Annotated in this window: 16 protein-coding genes and 1 tRNA gene; 4 read left to right on the top strand and 13 right to left on the bottom strand. The window is 44.8% G+C overall.

What is annotated here, in order from left to right; all coding sequences use genetic code 11:
- Positions 1-128 precede the first annotated feature (128 nt).
- From ispC to rimO, 6 genes are all read right to left on the bottom strand, one after another.
- Positions 129-1337 carry a 1-deoxy-D-xylulose-5-phosphate reductoisomerase gene (gene ispC, locus B4240_RS05835; protein WP_296237377.1) on the bottom strand — a complete coding sequence of 403 codons (1209 nt, stop codon included), beginning with the start codon at positions 1335-1337 and terminating at the stop codon, positions 129-131.
- A 149-nt stretch (positions 1338-1486) separates the two neighbouring features.
- The gene (locus B4240_RS05830; RefSeq protein ID WP_296237375.1) at positions 1487-2296 is read right to left on the bottom strand and encodes a phosphatidate cytidylyltransferase; all 810 of its coding nucleotides are present in this window, start codon (positions 2294-2296) and stop codon (positions 1487-1489) included.
- 184 nt (positions 2297-2480) lie between these two features.
- A complete protein-coding gene (gene uppS / locus B4240_RS05825) occupies positions 2481-3239 on the bottom strand; it encodes a polyprenyl diphosphate synthase (protein ID WP_296237382.1) in 759 nt (252 codons plus the stop codon).
- Between the two features lie 245 nt (positions 3240-3484).
- Positions 3485-4039 carry a ribosome recycling factor gene (frr, locus tag B4240_RS05820; RefSeq protein ID WP_296237374.1) on the bottom strand — a complete coding sequence of 185 codons (555 nt, stop codon included), beginning with the start codon at positions 4037-4039 and terminating at the stop codon, positions 3485-3487.
- A 118-nt stretch (positions 4040-4157) separates the two neighbouring features.
- Positions 4158-4883, bottom strand: coding sequence for a UMP kinase (pyrH, locus tag B4240_RS05815; protein ID WP_068404576.1), 726 nt, complete (start codon positions 4881-4883; stop codon positions 4158-4160).
- Between the two features lie 206 nt (positions 4884-5089).
- A complete protein-coding gene (gene rimO / locus B4240_RS05810; RefSeq protein ID WP_296237372.1) occupies positions 5090-6688 on the bottom strand; it encodes a 30S ribosomal protein S12 methylthiotransferase RimO in 1599 nt (532 codons plus the stop codon).
- 135 nt (positions 6689-6823) lie between these two features.
- Here rimO and B4240_RS05805 point away from each other — a divergent pair, with 135 nt between their 5' ends.
- The 3 genes from B4240_RS05805 (at position 6824) to B4240_RS05795 (ending at position 10247) form a co-directional block, all read left to right on the top strand.
- Entirely contained in the window at positions 6824-8191 is a 1368-nt protein-coding gene (locus B4240_RS05805) for a two-component system sensor histidine kinase NtrB (RefSeq protein ID WP_296237370.1), read from the top strand.
- 42 nt (positions 8192-8233) lie between these two features.
- Positions 8234-9949 (top strand): sigma 54-interacting transcriptional regulator, encoded by a 1716-nt coding sequence (locus B4240_RS05800; protein WP_296237368.1) that lies wholly within the window; start codon positions 8234-8236, stop codon positions 9947-9949.
- Positions 9950-10162: 213 nt separating this feature from the next.
- Positions 10163-10247: transfer RNA gene (locus B4240_RS05795), tRNA-Leu, on the top strand.
- An 82-nt stretch (positions 10248-10329) separates the two neighbouring features.
- On the opposite strand, the gene B4240_RS05790 is transcribed toward B4240_RS05795, so the two are convergent.
- The gene (locus B4240_RS05790; RefSeq protein WP_296237366.1) at positions 10330-11352 is read right to left on the bottom strand and encodes a protein kinase domain-containing protein; all 1023 of its coding nucleotides are present in this window, start codon (positions 11350-11352) and stop codon (positions 10330-10332) included.
- Between the two features lie 85 nt (positions 11353-11437).
- Between B4240_RS05790 and B4240_RS05785 the strand changes: the two genes are divergently transcribed.
- Positions 11438-12439: an ATP-binding protein gene (locus tag B4240_RS05785; protein ID WP_296237365.1), complete on the top strand. Its 1002-nt coding sequence runs from the start codon at positions 11438-11440 to the stop codon at positions 12437-12439.
- A gap of 14 nt (positions 12440-12453) precedes the next feature.
- On the opposite strand, the gene B4240_RS05780 is transcribed toward B4240_RS05785, so the two are convergent.
- The 6 genes from B4240_RS05780 to gyrA all read right to left on the bottom strand — a co-directional run bounded on the left by B4240_RS05780 (position 12454) and on the right by gyrA (position 20292).
- Complete coding sequence (locus B4240_RS05780; RefSeq protein ID WP_296237363.1) at positions 12454-13575, bottom strand: MBL fold metallo-hydrolase; 1122 nt, start codon at positions 13573-13575, stop codon at positions 12454-12456.
- Between the two features lie 103 nt (positions 13576-13678).
- A complete protein-coding gene (locus tag B4240_RS05775) occupies positions 13679-13948 on the bottom strand; it encodes a hypothetical protein (RefSeq protein WP_296237360.1) in 270 nt (89 codons plus the stop codon).
- 92 nt (positions 13949-14040) lie between these two features.
- A complete protein-coding gene (locus B4240_RS05770; protein WP_296237359.1) occupies positions 14041-14709 on the bottom strand; it encodes a glutathione S-transferase in 669 nt (222 codons plus the stop codon).
- A 197-nt stretch (positions 14710-14906) separates the two neighbouring features.
- Complete coding sequence (gene rarD / locus B4240_RS05765) at positions 14907-15977, bottom strand: EamA family transporter RarD (RefSeq protein WP_296237357.1); 1071 nt, start codon at positions 15975-15977, stop codon at positions 14907-14909.
- Positions 15978-16257: 280 nt separating this feature from the next.
- Entirely contained in the window at positions 16258-17328 is a 1071-nt protein-coding gene (gene rarD, locus B4240_RS05760; protein WP_296237355.1) for an EamA family transporter RarD, read from the bottom strand.
- A 198-nt stretch (positions 17329-17526) separates the two neighbouring features.
- Positions 17527-20292: a DNA gyrase subunit A gene (gyrA, locus tag B4240_RS05755; RefSeq protein ID WP_296237353.1), complete on the bottom strand. Its 2766-nt coding sequence runs from the start codon at positions 20290-20292 to the stop codon at positions 17527-17529.
- Positions 20293-20626 lie beyond the last annotated feature (334 nt).

Here is a 20626-nt window from a genome sequence, read left to right as displayed (position 1 = left end):
TTTAAAGTTGAGAGTGGGGTTCTCTTTTAGCACTTTTTATCAATGTCCGTACTTAGCACAACTTTTAATAAGGTTTGCGCCCAGCATTTATCAAATATCTTTTATTAAACAACTAGGAACTATTACCTTTATGCCAGCTTTGTCACCAACGTATCAGTATGCAGACGGGCAATTTTATCAATCGCTAAAATATCCTCTATATCTGCCGTCTCAGCTAATACTGGCACTTGTATCTCGTCCAGTGCTTGCGCATTAATCTCAGCAATATCAGTGAGGCGAATTTGCCTATTTAAAAAGGCTGCTACTGCAATCTCATTGGCGGCATTTAATATAATGGTTGCTTGCGTGCCCGCTTGCATCGCTTGACGCGCCAGACGCAAACAAGCAAATTTTTGTAGATCTGGTTTAATAAACTCTAAGCCACTTAGGGCAAACAAATCCAATGGCTGCGAGCCGCTGTCGATACGCTCAGGATAGCTAAGCGCATGGGCAATCGGCGTCTTCATATCTGGACTGCCAAGCTGCGCTAAAAAGCTGCCGTCGCTATATTCTACCATTGAGTGAATGATACTTTGTGGATGAATGACCACATTTATCTTATCCTCACTCAAATCAAATAAATGACAAGCTTCGATGAGCTCAAGCCCTTTATTCATCATCGTTGCTGAGTCGACCGATATTTTTTGACCCATCGACCAATTTGGATGATTAACGGCTTCAGCAACGCTTGCTTGCTGCATCTGCGCAAACGATTGCTGTAAAAACGGTCCACCAGATGCCGTTAGCCATAGCTTACGGACACCATGGTTTGATTGATGGATTTGGCTACTGTCTTGCTGAATGGCAAAGGGCAAACACTGGAAAATCGCGTTATGTTCGGAGTCAAGCGGCAGCAAAGTAGCGTGATGCGTTTTAACCGCATTAATCATCACCTTCCCTGCCATGACCAATGCTTCTTTATTGGCCAGCAAAATACGCTTACCTGCGCGAGCTGCTGCTAAGGTGGAAGGCAGACCAGCTGCGCCTACAATTGCCGCAACAACGGTGTCAGTTTGCGAGTCGGTTGCAATATCAACCAGACCTGCTGCGCCGCCGACCACATCGATATCAAGACCTGCGGCGTTAAGGCGCTCGGCAAAATCATCCACCGCTGCTGTTGGCACACCAACGCGTCTGGGCAAAAACTGCTGGCAAAGCGCAAACAGTTTGTCTAAACGCTGATACCCTGATAAGGCATAAACTTTATAAAGCTGAGGTTGCGCCGCTAAAATTGCTAACGTGCTATCGCCAATCGAGCCTGTCGCGCCTAATACGGCGATGCGTTGGGTCATAACCATCGGTGCCTATAATACAGTGAAAATTAAATGGAAAATAAAAGAAAGTAGTAAGTAACGCTAGCGCATTAACTTAGTTTAATAACAAGAGTTGAGCCGACTGTATTAAATAAGCAAGCCCTAGAAATTTTTAACTCAACTTCTTAGTGTTTTTATATGGTAATCAAACCGAAGTATTGTATTGCCCAAAAACCAAGGGCAAATATCGGCGTGGCAGACAGTAGTGAGTCGATACGATCAAGTATCCCGCCATGCCCCGGCAAAATGGTGCCAGAGTCTTTGACGTCAGCGCGGCGCTTGAGCATAGACTCAAACAAATCACCAAGTACAGAAGCTAAAATCGTTAATGCCGATAATGCGACAAAGGCGATCAATGGTACGCCAGTCAGTTGGAGCTTAAAGACGCTGATTCCGATGACAAGGAGCAAACCCGTGACTAGGCCGCCCGCTAGCCCTTCCATGCTTTTATTGGGTGAGACTTTCGGTGCCATTTTGCGCCGACCAAGCTTACGCCCAACAAAGTAAGCACCGCTATCGGCACACCATACCAATAAGAATACATAAAGCAGCCACCATGCTGACAGCTGCCATAAGTAAAACATGGCCGTAATGGCAGCCGTTAATATGATAGCGCCCATCCATGCAAGCTTTTTACCATACCATTTGGTGTGCGTGGGAAAAGCTCGAACCCAAGATATTGCCATCAGCCAAAGGATTAAAGACGCCGCCCACCAAAACAGCCATGTGATTTTAAACACAAGCGATATGACAGTCAGTGCCAAAACCAGCAGCACAAATAGCGCAGGCTGGCGCCATTTTGGCATCAGCTTGGTCCACTCGTAAGCCGCAATTATGGCACCAAATACCAACAGTGGCGCAATTAAAATGGGCGTTTGGCTCGCAAACATTGCCACACCAACGATAATAATGAGAACAATTGCCGTCTTAATTCGTTGCCACATATTTATCGAGCCTTATATAACGAAGAATGTTTGGTCAAAATCTATCATAACAGCGCCCTATAATAGCCCATTAATCATGATTAACGTTAATTAAAGCAGCTTATCATTGACCAAACAAGTGTAATTTAAAATGCTAGCGCCCCTTAACCAATGATTTTTAAAGCTATAATTGCCCAAAATTCTCTTAATGTGTCTGCTGCTCTGTCACCACTTGTTCGCTGGTTTTGCCAAAGCGGCGTTGACGCTGGGCAAACTCTGTTATCATCGCAGCAAGCTCTGCGACTTTAAAATCAGGCCATAGGGTTTGGGTAAAAAACAATTCGGCATAAGCAGATTGCCATAATAGGAAATTGGACAAACGATATTCGCCGCCCGTGCGTATCAGCATATCGACCGCTGGCGCATCGGCTAATTGCACATATCCGCCAAGCATTTCTTTATTAATATCTTCAGCTCGTAATTGCCCCGCCTCTACTTGCTGTGCTAATTCTCTGGCGGCGTGAGCAATATCCCATTGACCGCCATAGCTGATGGCGATAACCAAGGTCATTGCTTCATAGTCAGCGGTTTTTGCTTCCGCATCCGCCATTAAAGCTTGCAACTCTTCACTCAATTGGCTGCGATCACCGATAAAACGCAAGCGAATGTGATACTTTTGCATCCGCGGCATTTGCTCATTGATGGTTAAGCTTAAGAGTTGCATGAGCAGAGCCACTTCACTTGGCGGACGTTGCCAATTCTCACTAGAAAATGCAAACACCGTTAAGACTTCAATACCCGCCCCAACGCAGTATTCGACAATAGGGTCTAGCGCATCTTTGCCAGCGATATGCCCCTGACCTTTGCCTAACTGATGGATTTTACCGTAGCGGTTATTGCCATCCATAATGACGGCAATGTGCCGAGGAAGAAGAGCGGAAGCTGAAGCATCTGAAATAGACATAGGCTGACTTGCTTGTGTTTTAGATAAAGTAATGAGACGCGCGCTATCGCCTGTCAAAGATATTCCTATTTGCCATCGTTTTATTAACGACATAACCCCATCAAAAAAATTTGATAAAGGGCTTATAGCAAAATAAGAGCGTGATTTTTATACGGCAATAAACAGCCAATCACCACTTAGCATTGACTGTTTTTTAAGACAGGATAGTTCTCGCGCGCCAATTCTAATGAAAGAGAAAAAAACGTTTACACTTCCATCAAGACGCTTTCTTTTTTGCTGAGGCGGCTATCAATGGTTTCGATATATTTGTCGGTGATTTTTTGGATATCATCACTGGCGCGGCGCTCGTCATCTTCTGAGATTTCTTTTTCTTTTGCCAACTCTTTAATATCATTCATCATATCGCGGCGGATATTACGGATAGAAACGCGGCTGCTTTCCGCTTCACTGCGGGCAAGCTTTTGCATATCGCGGCGCGTGTCTTCGGTCAGCGCTGGCATCGGTACACGAATCACGTCAGCGGTCATTGGGTTTAGGCCCAAGTCCGCTTCACGAATGGCTTTATCAATCGCTTGCACCATGGTACGCTCAAATGGCTGAACCAGTAACGTGCGCGAATCTTCGACGTTGATACTGGCAACTTGATTTAGCGGCGTATCGGCGCCGTAATAGCTAACCATAACGCCTGATAGCATGCCTGGATGCGCGCGTCCGGTACGTACTTTGCTAAAAGTCGTCTCAAGCGCTTCCAAGGTTTTTTGCATGCGTGCTTCGCCGTCTTGCTTAATTTCTTTAATCATCATGTATCCTTATTTATCGTTATCGATAAATCATTCATTGCTGTTAGGTATAAATCATTAAATTACTGACACTTATGATATCAGTGATCTTTTATCCAATTAATCATAAAATGTGCGCTTAATGATAAACGCGGGTGCCTTCATTTTCGCCCATAATGACGTTTAATAACGCATTAGGCTTAGTCATATCAAACACTTGCAGCGGCACATTATGCTCACGGCATAAGGCAATCGCCGTTAAATCCATGACGCCGAGCTTTTGCTCAAGCACTTCATCAAAGGTTAAGCCGTCATATTTTTTGGCATCGGCATGTAAGCTTGGGTCTTTATCGTAAACGCCATCCACTTTGGTGGCTTTCAAAATTAAGCCTGCCTCGATTTCGATACCGCGTAAGCAAGCAGCAGTATCGGTGGTAAAGAACGGATTACCCGTGCCCGCGACAAAAATACACACTTCGCCATTTTTAAGATAACGAATGGCATTTCGGCTGCTATAGCTTTCAGTGACTTCGCCAATTGGCAAGGCTGACATCAAACGTGTTTTGATATTGCGGCGCTCAAGCGCATCACGCATCGCTAGGCCATTCATCACCGTCGCTAGCATGCCCATTTGGTCACCAGTGACGCGGCCGACCAAACCTTCTTGTTGCAACTGGGCGCCGCGATACAAATTGCCACCGCCAACGACGATACCGACTTGTACCCCAAGTCCGCGCAAGTGGGCGATAGACAAGCTCATCTTATCGAGCACTTCGGTATCAATCCCCATCTCTTTGCCACCGGCTAAGGCTTCGCCGGAAAGTTTTAGCAAGATACGAGAGTAACGCGGGTTTTTGTCAGACATGAGGTCACCTTGTTAGCATGAAATTATAATTAAAATGAGCAGTAAAACACAAATTACGTTGGACTTTAATTTGGCCTTTGAATGTATCCCAAATGTCATAACAAGCAGCAAAAATCATGACAAAGGGATAAAAAGCCAAATTGCGCTAATTGTAGCAAAAACTGCCCGCGATTGGGCAATTTTCACTTAGTTATCGTTGTCGCCTGCTAGCCTTGATAACTGGCAAACAAATCGTACTCGCTTGCCTCATCGATCGTAACGGTTAGGAACTGGCCGACTTTGACTTGCGCAGTAATCTCATCAACGTAAACGTGACCATCAATCTCTGGGGCGTCCGCGTAGCTACGGCAAATCGCGATACCCTCTTCACTATCAATCTCATCGACCAATACCGTCAAGGTTTTGCCAACTTTTTCTTGCAGTTTTTGTGCGGATATCTCTTGCTGTAGTGCCATCAAGCGCTCATAACGCTCTTGCTTGACGTCTTCAGGTACATGGTTTGGCAAATCATTGGCAACCGCGCCTTCCACTTCTGAATAGGTAAAAGCACCAACGCGATCAAGGCGCGCCTCGACTAACCAATCAAGCAAGCATTGAAAATCCTCTTCGGTCTCACCGGGGAAGCCAACGACAAAGGTTGAGCGAATAACGATATCAGGGCAAATCTCACGCCAGGCTTTGATACGCGCCAAGGTATTTTCGCTATGTGCCGGACGTTTCATCGCTTTTAAAATGCGATGGCTGGCATGCTGGAATGGAATGTCAAGATAAGGCAGTAGTTTCTTTTCGCCCATCAGCTCAACCACTTTATCGACATGCGGATATGGATAAACATAATGCAGGCGCACCCAAATACCCAAGTCATTTAATGCTTGGCATAAGTCATAAAATTTAGACTTTAGCGGCATACCATTCCAAAAGCTGGTTTTATATTTTAAGTCCAGCCCATAAGCAGAGGTATCTTGCGAGATAATCAGCAATTCTTTCACGCCAGCGTTTTTTAGCGCCATGGCTTCATTCATCACGCTATCAATCGGACGTGAGACCAAATCGCCGCGCAAGCTTGGAATGATGCAAAAAGTACAGCGGTGGTTACAGCCTTCTGATATTTTAAGATAAGCATAGTGGCTTGGGGTTAATTTAATCCCCGCCTCATTAATCAAATCTATCTTTGGATCATAGCTGCTATCTACGTCGCGCTTGGGTTTGGGCACATGTTGCGAGACGGCGGTAATCACTTCATCATAAGCATGCGCACCGGTGACCGATAGCACGGCTGGGTGCATGGTACGGATTTTTTCCGCTTCTTTACCTAAGCAGCCCGTCACGATCACTTTACCGTTTTTGCTAATGGCCTCACCGATAGCGTCAAGCGACTCTTGCACGGCAGACTCGATAAAGCCGCAAGTGTTAACGACAACCAAGTCAGCACCATCATAGTCGCTTGCCACTTGATAACCATCACGGCTAAGCTCGGTGATAATGCGCTCACTATCGACCAGCGCTTTTGGACAACCAAGCGATACAAAGCCAATCTTTGGCGCGGCGTTCACGGGCGCATCAATAGTCGCTGCATGGGCTAACGTCACATCGCCACTTTGCTCAATACTGCGGTTTTGGTTGTGGTTGGCTTTATGGTGGTAGGGCTGGTTAGTGTTTGCTTGACTGACATCTGCCTGACTGTTTTCTTGCGCTATAGTTGGCTTAGCAGGATTAAAAATAGTGGCAGTGTTTTTAGGCGCGTTAGAAGCTGGCTGTGCGGTGGTAACAGTCGAATTAAGCGACTCGGTAGAAGTGTTGGGCATGGCTGACCTTGCTAGAGATAAATTGGCTGTGCGCATTGTACGTTTTTTTTGTGATAATCGCCAGTTTTGCCGCGCTAGTGTGTTGATTTATGGTTAAATATTATACCCAGTATCTCTTTATTTTAGGCATTATCCATGACGGCTGATTTAATCACCGCTAAAGCGACGCCGGATTCGGCATTTATAGTGCAGCATTTATTGACGGCTATCTTATGGGTCGATGAGGCGCTGACCATTACGTGGTTAAACACGCAAGCCGAGCAACTCCTCGGTATTAGTAGTGGCCGCTTGCTAGGACAACCAATATTAACCCTACTTGCACCCGAAGCATTAGAACCGACAAGCAGCAGTAATCATAATAATAAAAATAGCGATGAGCAAACGGGCGCTTTAACCGAACGCTTTCATCAAGCAAAGCAGTACCAGCAGCCCTTTATTGATCATGATCACCTTGTTAGCACGCCGTTAAATGGTCATTTAGCCCTCTTAATCGACTATAGCGTGACGCCCGTCATTTACGAGCAGCAGGATTATTTTATTATCGAGATGTGGGGAAAAGATCGCCAAAGCCGTATTTCAGAGGAGCAGCGCCAGCAGCAACAATATAGCGTTGCTCGGCATATGCTGCGCTCGGTCGCGCATGAAATCAAAAATCCGTTGGCCGGTATTCGCGGGGCGGCGCAATTATTACAGCGGCAATTTATCAAATTTCATGATCTGCCTTCTTTTGCTAATGAAAATGCTCATTTAGCTTATGACCATACTGTGCAAACAAATGCGGCGAAAATGCGGCGCTATACCGACATTGTCATCTCAGAAACAGACCGCTTAAGCCAACTGATTGGACAATTTCTTGGTTCTAACCAACTGCCAAATTGGCAAATGCTAAATATCCACGAGCCGTTAGAACACGTTTTGGCTTTGGTAGTAAATCAATATCCAGACGTGGCGCTACAGCGAGATTATGATTTGTCGTTGCCCGAGTTATGCGCGGATAAAGATCAGTTAATCCAAGTTTTTTTAAACTTGATCAATAATGCTTGTGAATCGATGACTGAGCTTGAACAGACATTGCAACAAGCATTACAAAACAACGCGCCAACTATTTCTCGTCAATTACCATCAGACAGTCCGCAGAGCAGTCTTAATGCCGATAACAGCTATCAGCCAAAACTGCATATTCAAACGCGCGTTGTTTTTCAGCATACCATCGCCAGCCAGCAGCACAAACAAGTCTTGCAAGTCAGCATTAGCGATAATGGTTTAGGGATAGACAACGCATTAATCGGTCAGATATTTTTCCCAATGGTGACCAACCGCGCAGCTGGTACGGGTCTTGGCTTGTCTATCGTGCAAGATATTATCAGCCGTCATCATGGTATGATTGACGTCAGCTCCCATCAAGCACAAAGCTTTAGCGACAGTTCTAAACATGGCTATCAGCATAATCAGACATGCTTTACGTTATACCTGCCTTTTTCTCAGCCAAGCACTGATAGTTAATGCTTCCGTTTTTCATTTCTCACTGCTTATTAGGCGAAACCCATGACTCAGTATAATGACACTCAATACCTTACAAGCAATGAGCAAATTCCTATGGTCACCGTCAACAATGCGCCTGGTGCGCCTGATGACAATCCTGCCACGTTATGGCTTATCGATGATGATGCGGCGCTGCGCTTGGTATTAGCCGATACCTTTGAAGAGGCAGGCCTGACCGTTATCAGCTTTACCCAAGCGCAAGCCGCGTGGACACGCCTGAATGATATCTTGCAGCAGCACGAAACGACCGACCAGCTGCCCGACGTGATATTGACCGATATTCGGATGCCGATGATGGATGGTTTGTCGTTTAGCGATTGGGTACATCAGCATTTCCCTGCACTGCCGATTGTTATTATGACGGCGCATTCTGACCTCACCTCTGCTATCAACAGCTATCAAATGGGTGCTTTTGAATATCTGCCCAAGCCCTTTGACTTGGATGAGGCGGTTACCACAATTTATAAAGCCATCAATTACCAACCGAATAAGGAGCCAGTAAGACAGCCAACCGAGCCTGCTCCCATGGCTGAAAATAAAGCCAACAAGAAAACCAAAAATAAAGCTAAAAGAACCGCCGAACTTAAACCTGAAAACAAAGCTAATATCAATGCCCATACTAATAACAATCCGAGCGGCATTATTGGACAATCACAAGCAATGCAAACGGTGTTTCGCGCGATTGGGCGCTTAGCGCACTCACCTATTACGGTGTTGATTACTGGTGAATCTGGTACGGGTAAAGAGCTGGTGGCAGGCGCGCTGCATGCGCATTCTCCGCGCGCGCAGCAACCTTTTATTGCGCTTAATATGGCAGCGATTCCACATGATTTGATTGAGTCTGAATTATTCGGCCATGAAAAAGGCGCGTTCACTGGGGCGACAACGACGCGGCAAGGTCGTTTTGAGCAAGCGGACAGCGGCACGCTATTTTTAGACGAAATCGGTGACATGCCGTATAGCACCCAAACGCGGCTGCTACGCGTATTGGCCAATGGTGAGTTTTTTCGCGTCGGCGGACAGCAGCCGGTCAGAGTCAATGTACGCATCATTGCCGCCACCCATCAAAACTTAGAAGCATTGGTTAAGCAGGGCAAATTTCGTGAAGATTTATTTTATCGCCTTAATGTCATTCGCATGCCATTGCCGCCTTTACGAGCGCGGCCTGAAGACATCCCCGCCTTAGCAAACTACTTTATGCAGCGCGCAGCCAAGCAAATGCATAGCGCCGAAAAGCAGCTTCATCCCGCCGCGCTACAGCTGATGCAAGCTTTTGAGTGGCGCGGTAATGTCCGTCAACTTGAAAACGTCTGTCTTTGGTTGACGGTCATGACCACGGGCGACACCGTTATGATTGAGGATTTGCCGCCAGAGCTGCTTGCCAATGATGCATCTAACGTAGAGCAGCAACAAAGTGATGCTGCATATAGCCCTAATCAAAACAGTCAAAACATTCCACTCAGCCAAGGTAATCAAAATCAGAGCTGGCAGCAAGCGTTAGCGATATGGGCAAAGCAATCTCTGCAAACTGGCGAAACCGACATTTTACAAACCGCAACGCCAGAGTTTGAGCGTGTGTTACTACAAGCTGCGCTCAATCATAGCGGCGGTAAAAAGGTAGCAGCCGCCAATTTACTTGGTTGGGGACGCAATACATTAACCCGTAAATTACAGCAATTAGAGATGACGTCATTAGAAGAGAAAAATAACGGTGACTAAAGCCATAAATTGGCAAATTAAAAACCAACAATATCAAATATTTATAATATTTAGCAAAAATAATCGCTAAATAATTAAAAAAAATCGCAAATAGGGGTTGCCAAACCTTTTAAACTCTATATAATAGCCAACCACTGAGACGCACTACCGAATCAGTTAACTATTTAGATGGCGTTTGAATTTAACTGCCTTTAATGATAGAGTAACGACAATGGGGCTGTGGCGGAATTGGTAGACGCACCAGATTTAGGTTCTGGCGCCGCAAGGTGTGAGAGTTCGAGTCTCTCCAGCCCCACCATTTTCGGATAGTACATCTTAGACCAAATATTAAAACCTGCTTTTTAGCAGGTTTTTTTGTGTCTAGAATTTAGTATTCATAATTATAATCTTTCTAAATCCATTACGATTTCTTCCATACTTTGATAACGTTTTTCAATTCTCTTCGCCAATGCTTTATTAATAATACTTTGATAGCAATTATATTTTAATGGCAATCTTGCAATCGGCTGTTGGCAATGCTGCATCGCCCATTCTTTTAACGGCTCGCTACGTTGATTAGCAATTTTAAACGGTCGCTCACCCGTTAATATCTCATACAGCATTATTCCAAACGCATAAATATCGCTTTGCACCGCCCCGCCCTGCCCTTGCCAGCGTTCAGGCGCAAGATAGGCTGGCGTGCCAGCATTGTTTACCGTACTATTTTTCTTATTTCTTTGAACAATACCATTATTAATAGGTTCTGCCAAAGCAAAGTCAGTCAATAATAAATCAGGTACGATACCGCTAATATCCGCATGATTCGGCATGAAACCATTTAATAAAATATTACTCGGCTTAATATCATTGTGCAGCCAGCCAATGTGATGCGAATGGACAATGAGCTGGGCAGCTTGAATTGTTAGCTCATGCTTTTGCTGTTCAGTCAGCGTTTGTTTTAAACAGTGTGCCAGACTGCCATTGGCATAATCTAGCATAACAAGAATGGTGAGTGTTTGATGATTATTTAACATTTGCAGCTGTAAATGATGACTGGCTAATAGCGTCGGTGCAATAGAAGAGCAGTTATCTTGCTTGTGCGATAGCTTATTGATAGATTTTAAAACGTCAGCTTCATGTGCCAGACCAGCCATGTTTTGATAAGCATCATCACTTAACTGCCATTTAATCATCACCTGACCAAACTGTGGATGCCGGGCGCGTGTCAAACCTTGATATTCAATCGCATTACTGACACCCTGCTGACTGATACGCTGATGTGCTATCTTACTATACTGCAAGTCTGAAAATGCCATAGTCAACGCAGGCAGAATTTGCTGCGTAACCGCTTGCAAGGTTTGTTCTGCCAATCCTTGTTTTGTCTTTACTTGAATTGCAGAGCAATTGCTGGCACTATTTTTCATGGTAAAGTACTGCCTTGATAGATTTAGTAGCCGAATTGACATTCTTATTGTTATAAGCGATTCATATTATAAGCGACCCAACATTATGCCCCAATCTACCACGCCCGTTATGAATTATGCCCTGCCCGACCATGTATTAAATTTACTTGAGCAGTATCTACAAGAGCAGGTCACGCCAACTATCGAGATTGATCCTACCCAGCTGGCTTATCGCTGGGTCGGCGGTCATCAAGGACATTTGGAGCCGTTGGCAGTGAATTTGTTTTTAAGTTTAGATGACTTGCATGGTATCGATACGCAAAAGGCAAAACTGGTACAAAACACGCGCCAGTTTTTAAAAGGCTATCCAGCCAATCACGTTTTGATGACGGGGACGCGCGGCGCGGGAAAATCATCGCTGATTCGGGCGTTGCTACAAGCCTATCATAGCGAAGGGCTGCGTATCATTGAAATTGCCCGTGATGACCTGCGGGTACTTGATAAAATACGCGCTGCCATCCATGCGTTGCCAGCGGATAGTGGTTGCCGATATGTGGTGTACTGTGATGACTTGGCGTTTAACGCTCAAGATGAGAGCTATCGGACATTAAAAAGCGTCTTAGATGGGGCGCTGGACTCCGAGCAAGACAAGCTACTCGTCTATGCCACCAGTAATCGCCGTCATCTTTTGCCGCAGCTCATGAAAGACAATGTCAATATTTATAACGGTCAAACCGATGAGGTCAATCCTTATGAAACCATTGATGAGACGGTATCGTTGTCTGATCGCTTCGGCTTATGGCTGTCTTTTCACCCGATGGATCAAAATACGTATTTACACATTGTGCGTCACTATTTATCTATTTTGCCTACGCTTGGCTCAAAGAATGCCACTAAAGACAATGATGTCAAAAGAGCGGACATTAAAGAAACAGATATTAAAGAAAATGATGTCAAAACTGCAAATGATACGCTACCTGACAACGTTAGAGCAGCAGCGTTACGCTGGGCATCAGAGCGCGGTGGCCGTTCAGGACGCGTGGCGTATCAATTTAGCCGCTACTGGATCGGGCAAACACAATTGGCAGCTGAAGACAATCTATCTTAAACCTTAATTTTAATTCAATTTTTATGGTCGCGAGCAGAACCTAAATACTGGACGCGGCCATGCTCTTTATTATCTGACGCGTCCGCTGCGCCATTTACCATATATTGCTCAAAGTCAGCTGCTAGCCATAGTTTACCTCTGTAAAACTTTTCAGCATCTAAGCGGATATGCGCCATATTGGCTGTATCACTCTCTGGATTATCAAAGCTTTGATAACGAGCGCTAAAATGGGTCAAAATTAAATTCTTAAGGCCGTTTTCTTGGGCAAATCTGCCAACCAATTGCGCGCTACTATGCATCGGATCAAAGCCTGGTTTTTTTGTCTGAATCTTATTTAAAACCTCATGGGTATAAGTGGCTTCGTGTACCAATAAATCGGCATCAACTACCGCAGCACTTAGGCACTCTGGCGTATCGTTATCGCCAGCGACGACTATGCGTGTGCGCTGACTGTCATTATCGACATAATCTGCTGAATAAAGCGTGCGACCATCTTCGGTTATAACGTCTTTGCCTTGCTGTAATTTGCCCCATAGCGCGCTTGCTGGAATGCCATCGGCTGTCAATTTATCGGTGTTCAGCGTACGGCGGCTGATAGTTTGGGTGATGGCAAAGCCATAAGAGGCCACGCGATGCGATAAAGGATAAATATCTATCGTCAGCTGATGCTGATTGTCTAATGTAATCGTTACATGATTTTTATTTACATCATTTAGCACAGACAGCAAGTCTTCTATCGCCATAAAATTGATGACAAAGGAGAAATGTAGCTCAGTGGTTAAGGTGACGGCCTCAAGCAGCGTCGCAATCGCTTTTGGCGCGACAATGATTAACGGCTCACGGCGGCCTGACATTGCTGCACTCGCCAGCAGCCCTGGCAAACCATAACAGTGGTCGCCATGCACGTGAGTGATACAAATAGCCGTCAGTTGATGTAACGAAAGCTTGGTATGTAATAACTGCTGCTGGGTGCCTTCGCCACAATCAATTAAAATCCAAGGACGCGATTTTTTAGACTGATGGTTGTTTTGTGTGCTTGATGCATAAGGATTAAGAGCTTCAACGGCCAATGCTGTGACATTACGCTGCTTGGTTGGCACACCCGCCGAAGTTCCTAAAAAGGTTAGCTTTAACATAGACGACCTCTCTTACTTAATCCTTGTTTTTTATAACAATGCTTTTTATAACAATGCTTTTTATAACAATCTTTTTTCTAGCGCCGTTTTTATAGCGTCATTTTTATAGCGACTGGCATACCATCGTTCTTTGACCTTCAATCATTTGCCCGCCGTTGGCCGTACATTCATTAACCATATTGGATTCATAAGATTTCCAGCCACCATAAAAGCTTGCTAGGCACAGCAATACTACCAGCAGCTTTTGTGACCAAGCTTTGATAGAGACTTGCTGGCTATTGCTATCCAAAGTACTATCAGCAGTATTAATGGGTTGCTCGGTAACAGCGCCATTATCAGTCTTCTTGTTGTTCGTTTTATTGAGATCTGTCATTTTTTATCCTAAAAAAGGTTTTGTCTATAAATAAACAAAACCTTTACTTTAATATGTACTCAGTCATTTATGAATGACTAAATGCTTTTTATCTAAAATTTTAAACGACCACCCTTTTCTTCTGCGCGCTTAAAGGCATCGCGCTCTTCACAACGTTTTAGCCAGTTTAAGATATTGGCATATTTACTGCTATCCAAACCTGCTCCCGCATTGGCACCGACGACCGCAAGATGCATTTGAATATCAGCAGCGCTAAATTCGGCTCCTGCAAACCAATGGTTGTCCTGCAAATGCTGCTCTATCATGGCCAGCATGGTATCCAAACTTTTACTAATCATGCTTTTTTCGACTTGATTGCGAATACTTTTGCTGACAGGTTTGATAAGCATCGGTGATTGTTCGACCACTTTAGTAAACACCAGACGCATGACCAATGGCGGCATGAGCGACGCTTCTGCAAAATGTAGCCAAAAGGTATAAGCGTCCCATGCGGCTTCATTGTCTTCAGCAGGCTTAAATTGGTGTTCTTTATCATAATGCTTAAGCAAATACTCAATAATAAATCCCGACTCGATGAGCGCGCGGTCGTTTACCTCTAATATGGGCGCGTGACCGAGCGGATGTACTTGTTTTAGACTGTCAGGCGCACGGTAAGCCTTATTGCGCTCGTAGCAGGTCAATTTATAATCGAGCCCGAGCTCTTCTAATAGCCATAAAATACGAAACGAGCGCGAATTTGCTAAATGATGAAGATGTAACATAAACCATCCTAGTTATCGTGTGAATAAGTAATCATATTTATCGTTCTAAACACGCAAACAGTGAAACGTGGTAGCCCTATTAACGATAATAACGCAATTAACATGGCTTTAATACAGAAACTATGTAGAGCAATCAGGAAAAACATAATGACAAACAATGTCTGCTAAGTCCAATTTAACGCTTTTGCAGGCAAAGCTCATTTAGCATGTAACTCTTCGATTTTACGCGTCATCTTGTCAATTTTTTGCTGATATTTTCTGATTTTACGGAAGCGATGCGCAATCAAAACCCCTTTAATACGGCGATTTTTTAAGCGGCGGCGCGGCGGGAAGCTGCCGACTTGTGGCTCATTGTACGCTTGCAGGCGGTCGTGACGTTTACGCGCCAAATAACCAAGCGCACTATCGGCAATCATAATCAGCAGCGCGATAACGATCATGCCATACATAAATAGCGAGCCACCATCATTGATACTTTGCTGCAAAATGGTGATGGAAAAGATAAATAAAAATATCGGCTCAAGGTAACATAACGTACCAAACAATGAGACGGGCAGTTTTTGACTGGCAACCATGGTTAGCGCCATCGCCGCCGTGCTAATGATACCGAGTAGCGGCAGTAGATACCAAAACTTATCGGTGGTAAGCGCCAGCTCAAAACCGCCGCTTAAGTATAACGTCACCAACACCACCGGCGTTAATAAAACCAAATCCGAGATAAGCCCGGTGATTGGCGGTACGGCAAGCTTACGACGCAGCAAATAATAAGGCGGATAACCCAAACAAACAAATAAAGTCGCCCAAGAAATAGCGCCATATTGCCAAACATCATAAGCAATACCGAGCGCCGCACAAATCGTCGCAAGCCATTGCAGCAAACTCATGTCTTCATTATAAAAAAAGCGCCCCACGATAATCATAATCATCGGGTATAAAAAGTAACCCAAGGTTACCTCTAATCCCAAATCATTGACCGGCGCCCACATAAATATCCAAATTTGCGCGCCCAAAATTGGCGTGGGTATGATAAATAAAAACCACTCTTTTGCCGTCTTTAAAGTTTTTAGATAATCAAAAATGTGCTGCCACTGCTTTAAAACACTGACCAGTAGCACCAAACTTAATAGCATCATCAGTACGCGCCAAGAAGCCACTTGCGTCCCTGATAACGGCTGCATCAACAGACCAAATAAAAATAACACTGCGTATAAAAAATTTGCTGCTACTGCAACGATGGTGCCCTGCGACGTCTGATTGGTGGGGAGCATAACAACCGCCTTTAAAGATAAGCGCACGTCCTTGGCAATTTTGAAAAAAAACAAAAGCCTCAGACGCGAACGTCGGAGGCCTTGTGTCTATCAGCTTTTTTGTTTATAGAAGCTTTTATCTACCGCTTAACTATATAATTCTAAAATAAACGTTAACCGTATAGCATGTTTATATCATGGTCGGCATTATCTCAGAGTCAGAATAGATAAGCAATACATTGACTTAACCCGTCTATTTATTTCTATATTGAGCTTATTTAATCGCTATAAATATAGCGACTTATTTGGCGTCAAGCTGCTCAATTTTACGCTGTATGCTATCGAGTTTCCTTTGATAACGACGCATTTTACGAAAACGATGCGCTTTTAGCACCCCATCGATACGGCGATCGATCAGGCGGCGACGCGGCGGAAAACCGCCCACTTGCGGCTCGCGGTAGCCATGTAAATGGTTGTCACGGCGACGACGAAGATAACCCATGACACTATCAGCAATCATGATAAATAGCGCCAGCGTAATCATGCCGTACATAAATAAGGAGCCGCCTTCATCAAGGCTCTGGCTTAAAATGGTAATAGATAAGACAAATAATAGCATCGGCTCTATATAGCTTAGCGCACCAAATAACGAGACGGGTAATTTACTACTCGCAATCATAGTCAGTGACATCGCAAGCGCACTAAACGCCCCAAGTAACGGCAATAAATACCAAAATTTCGTGTTTTGCGCTGCCACGCTAAAGCCGCCAGTGCTATATAGCATGATGAGTACCACGGGTGTCAGCAAAGTTAAATCTGAGAGCAAACCGGTAATGGGCGGCACGGCAAGCTTACGCCGCAGCAGATAATAAGGCGGATAACCCAAGCAGACAAACAGCGTCACCCAAGATACGCTGCCGTATTGCCAGATATCATGACCGATACCTAAAGCTGCAAACAACGCCGCTAGCCACTGTAATGCGCTCATATGTTCATGATAAAAAAAGCGCCCCAGTATGATCATCACCAGCGGCAATAAAAAATAGCCCAAGGTAACATCAAGACCAAAGCCATTGACCGGCGCCCACATAAACAACCAAATTTGCCCACCCAAAATCGGCGTTGGTAGGATAAATATCAGCCATTCTTTTGCCGTTTTTAAGGTTCTTAGATAATCAAAGACATGTTGCCACTGCTTAGTAAAGCTGACCAATATAAGCAAACTCAAGAGCATCATCAGTATGCGCCATGATGCTACCTGCGTACCGGTTAAGGGCAGCATAAACAACCCAAACAAAAACATCATCGAGAACAAAAAACTCGATGATACTGCTGCTAAGGTTCCTTGAAACGTTTGATTGGTCGTAAGCATAACAACGGCCTTAGAAATAGGGCTTAATTGAAATTATTTATAATCAGTTTAAAAAAAGTAGAAATTATAATCAGTGAAAAGTAATATCGACGTTTTGTGAATAAGCAACATTCAGAAAAAAAGCCTCCAACGATGACGTCAGAGGCTTTCTCTAGAGCAGTATAAACCACCAAACTAAAAAGCTAACTACTGAGGCATTTATTCGTCATCGTCTGTGTTTTCATCTAATTCAGCATTCGATGTTTTGTCATTTAGCGTGTAATCATTGGCAATATCGATAACATCGTTGACGTCAGTCTTTGTCTCATGACCGGTTTCGACATCAATATCGATTTGTTCCTGACCGTCTACGGCAAAGGTGCCATCTTCTTTCATCGCCTCGACCAACTCATCGTCGCCCTCTTCGTGCTCAACGCGTGCCATAGCCACCAGTTTTTCATCTTTTGACAGGCGAATTAGCGTCACGCCTTGTGTATTACGACCAGAGCTTGCTACCTGCTCAACGGGCGTACGCACGAGCGTGCCTTTATCTGAGATTAAGATAATATCATCTTCAGGCTCAACCTTGGTCGCACGCACGAGCGCGCCATTACGTTCACTGGTTTTGATAGCGATGACACCGCCGCCGCCGCGATTTTGCGTATTGAACTCTTCGACAAAGGTACGTTTACCAAAGCCGTTTTCACAAGCGATAAGGATTTCGCGCACATCCTCTTCGATAACCACAAGCGATTTGATAAATTCATCAGCTGCCAGACGCATACCGCGCACGCCTTTAGCGGTACGACCCATCACGCGCGCATCATTTTCATCAAAACGAATAGCTTTACCGCTCGAAGCAAAGAGCATGACTTCTTGGTCGCCCTTGGTAATGCGAGCGCTGACCAATTTATCATCGTCTTCTAAACCAATCGCAATCAAACCGTTCGAGCGAATACTAGCAAACTGCTCAAGCTCAACACGTTTAACCGTGCCATTTGCCGTGGCAAAGAACACAAAATGCCCAGTCACATCAGCGGTATTTTGCGGTATTGGCAGCATCGTTGTGACCGTTTCATCAGGATTTAAACCAATTAAATTTACCAATGGACGACCACGCGAACCGCGGCTGGCAATCGGCACTTCAAAACCACGTAAACTAAAGACACGGCCCCTATCGGTAAAACACAATACCGTTGCGTGCGTTGAGGTCACAACTAAGTGATCAATCACATCATCTTCTTTCATTGCGGTCGCAGATTTACCTTTACCGCCACGTTTTTGCGCCACGTAATCATCAATCGGTTGCGTTTTTGCATAACCGGTACGAGAAACGGTCATGACGACGGTTTGCTCTGGAATCAAGTCTTCACGGTTAAAGTCCATGCGTGAATCAATGATATCGGTACGGCGCTCATCACCGAAGTTTTCGCGAATCTCAACCATCTCATCAGAGATAATCGTCATTAATTTATCAAAGTCACCCAAAATAGATTCTAAATGGGCAATTTCACGCAATAAATCTTGGTATTCTTCGGTCAATTTGTCTTGCTCAAGACCCGTCAAACGATGCAGCTGCATGTCTAAAATGGCATTGACCTGCTCAAGCGATAAGCGATAGCGCTCTTCGCCCTCAATCAAACCAAACGGCGCTTTAGGATCCTCGCCTTCGATAAACTCAGGACGTACTGACTGGCTACCGGCAGCGGTTAGCATGGCAACGACGCTACCTGAACCCCAAGTATTATTGAGTAAGTTTTCACGCGCAAGGCCACGGTTTGCAGAAGCTTTAATCGTCGCAATAATGTCGTCAATGTTGGCAAGCGCAACGGTTAAGCCTTCAAGCAGATGACCACGAACGCGGGCTTTATTTAGCTCAAAAATGGTACGGCGCGTTACCACTTCTTGACGGTGACGGACAAAGGCAGCGATGAGCTGACGCAAAGTCAACAGCTTTGGCTGACCGTTATCGAGGGCCACCATGTTGATGCTAAAGCTAGATTCGAGCGGCGTTTGCAAGAATAAGTTATTAACTATCACTTCTGCCGTTTCACCGCGGCGCAAATCAATGGCGATACGCATACCGTCTTTATCAGACTCGTCACGAATTTCTGTAATGCCTTCGATTTTCTTATCACGCACCAGCTCAGCGATACGCTCAATCAATTTGGCTTTATTGGTCTGATAAGGCACTTCGGTAAAAACAATACGCTCACGGTCGCGGTTAACGCCCGTGTCGCTCATCGGCTCGATAATATAGCGGCCGCGTACATGTAAGCGACCTTTACCGGTGCGATACGCATCTAAAATACCCGCGCGGCCATAAATAACGCCGCCCGTAGGAAAGTCAGGGCCTGATACATGCGACATTAACTCTTCGGCTGATATTTGCGGATTTTGCGCATACGCTAAGCAGGCATTAATCACCTCAGTCAGGTTGTGCGGCGCCATATTGGTTGCCATACCAACAGCAATACCGGTTGCGCCGTTGACCAATAAGTTCGGAATACGCGCAGGCAACACGCTTGGCATACGCTCAGAGCCATCGTAGTTGTCTTCCCAGTCGACGGTATCTTTATCCAAGTCAGCAAGCATCTGGTGGGTCAGCTTGGTCATACGGACTTCGGTATAACGCATCGCCGCCGGTGGATCATCATCAATCGAGCCAAAGTTTCCTTGCCCATCAACCATCGGATAACGCAAACTAAAATCCTGCGCCATACGTACAATCGCATCATAAACGGCACTATCGCCATGGGGGTGATATTTACCGATGACATCACCGACCACACGTGCTGATTTTTTGTAAGGCTTATTATAATCGTTAGACAGTACATGCATCGCGTACATCACACGGCGGTGCACAGGCTTGAACCCATCACGCACATCAGGCAGCGCGCGCGAGACGATCACGCTCATCGCATAATCCAGATAGGACTGCTTTAATTCATCCACGATGGCAATAGGACTGATCGAGTCGCTCATATACACTCCTTTATTTACATTCTTTTTCTAAAATTTGGCTCGGTTAAAAATGCTGATAGCCATACAAAAATAAAGGCGCTAAAAAGCGTCAATATCCCTGATAAACAGACTATAAAAAGCGCCATCAAACGAGCTAAATAATAGGAAAATGGCGATACGTTTCTTGTTAAAAGTAAGGTTTAATTAAAGAAGCTATTTTAACACATTTTTGCCGATTTAGGGGGTTCTCGATGCTATTAAAATCAAGCAAAACAGCTGATTAGCGCACTATCTTCCTTCCTAGTTAGAAAGATAAAAATGACTTTAATCACAGTGTTTTGTCTTTAGCATTTTT

This window comes from Psychrobacter sp. UBA5136 (genome assembly GCF_002414005.1).
Classification (GTDB): Bacteria; Pseudomonadota; Gammaproteobacteria; order Pseudomonadales; family Moraxellaceae; genus Psychrobacter.
Note: the sequence above shows the minus strand (reverse complement) of the source record. Positions and strands in the feature narration are given on the sequence as shown.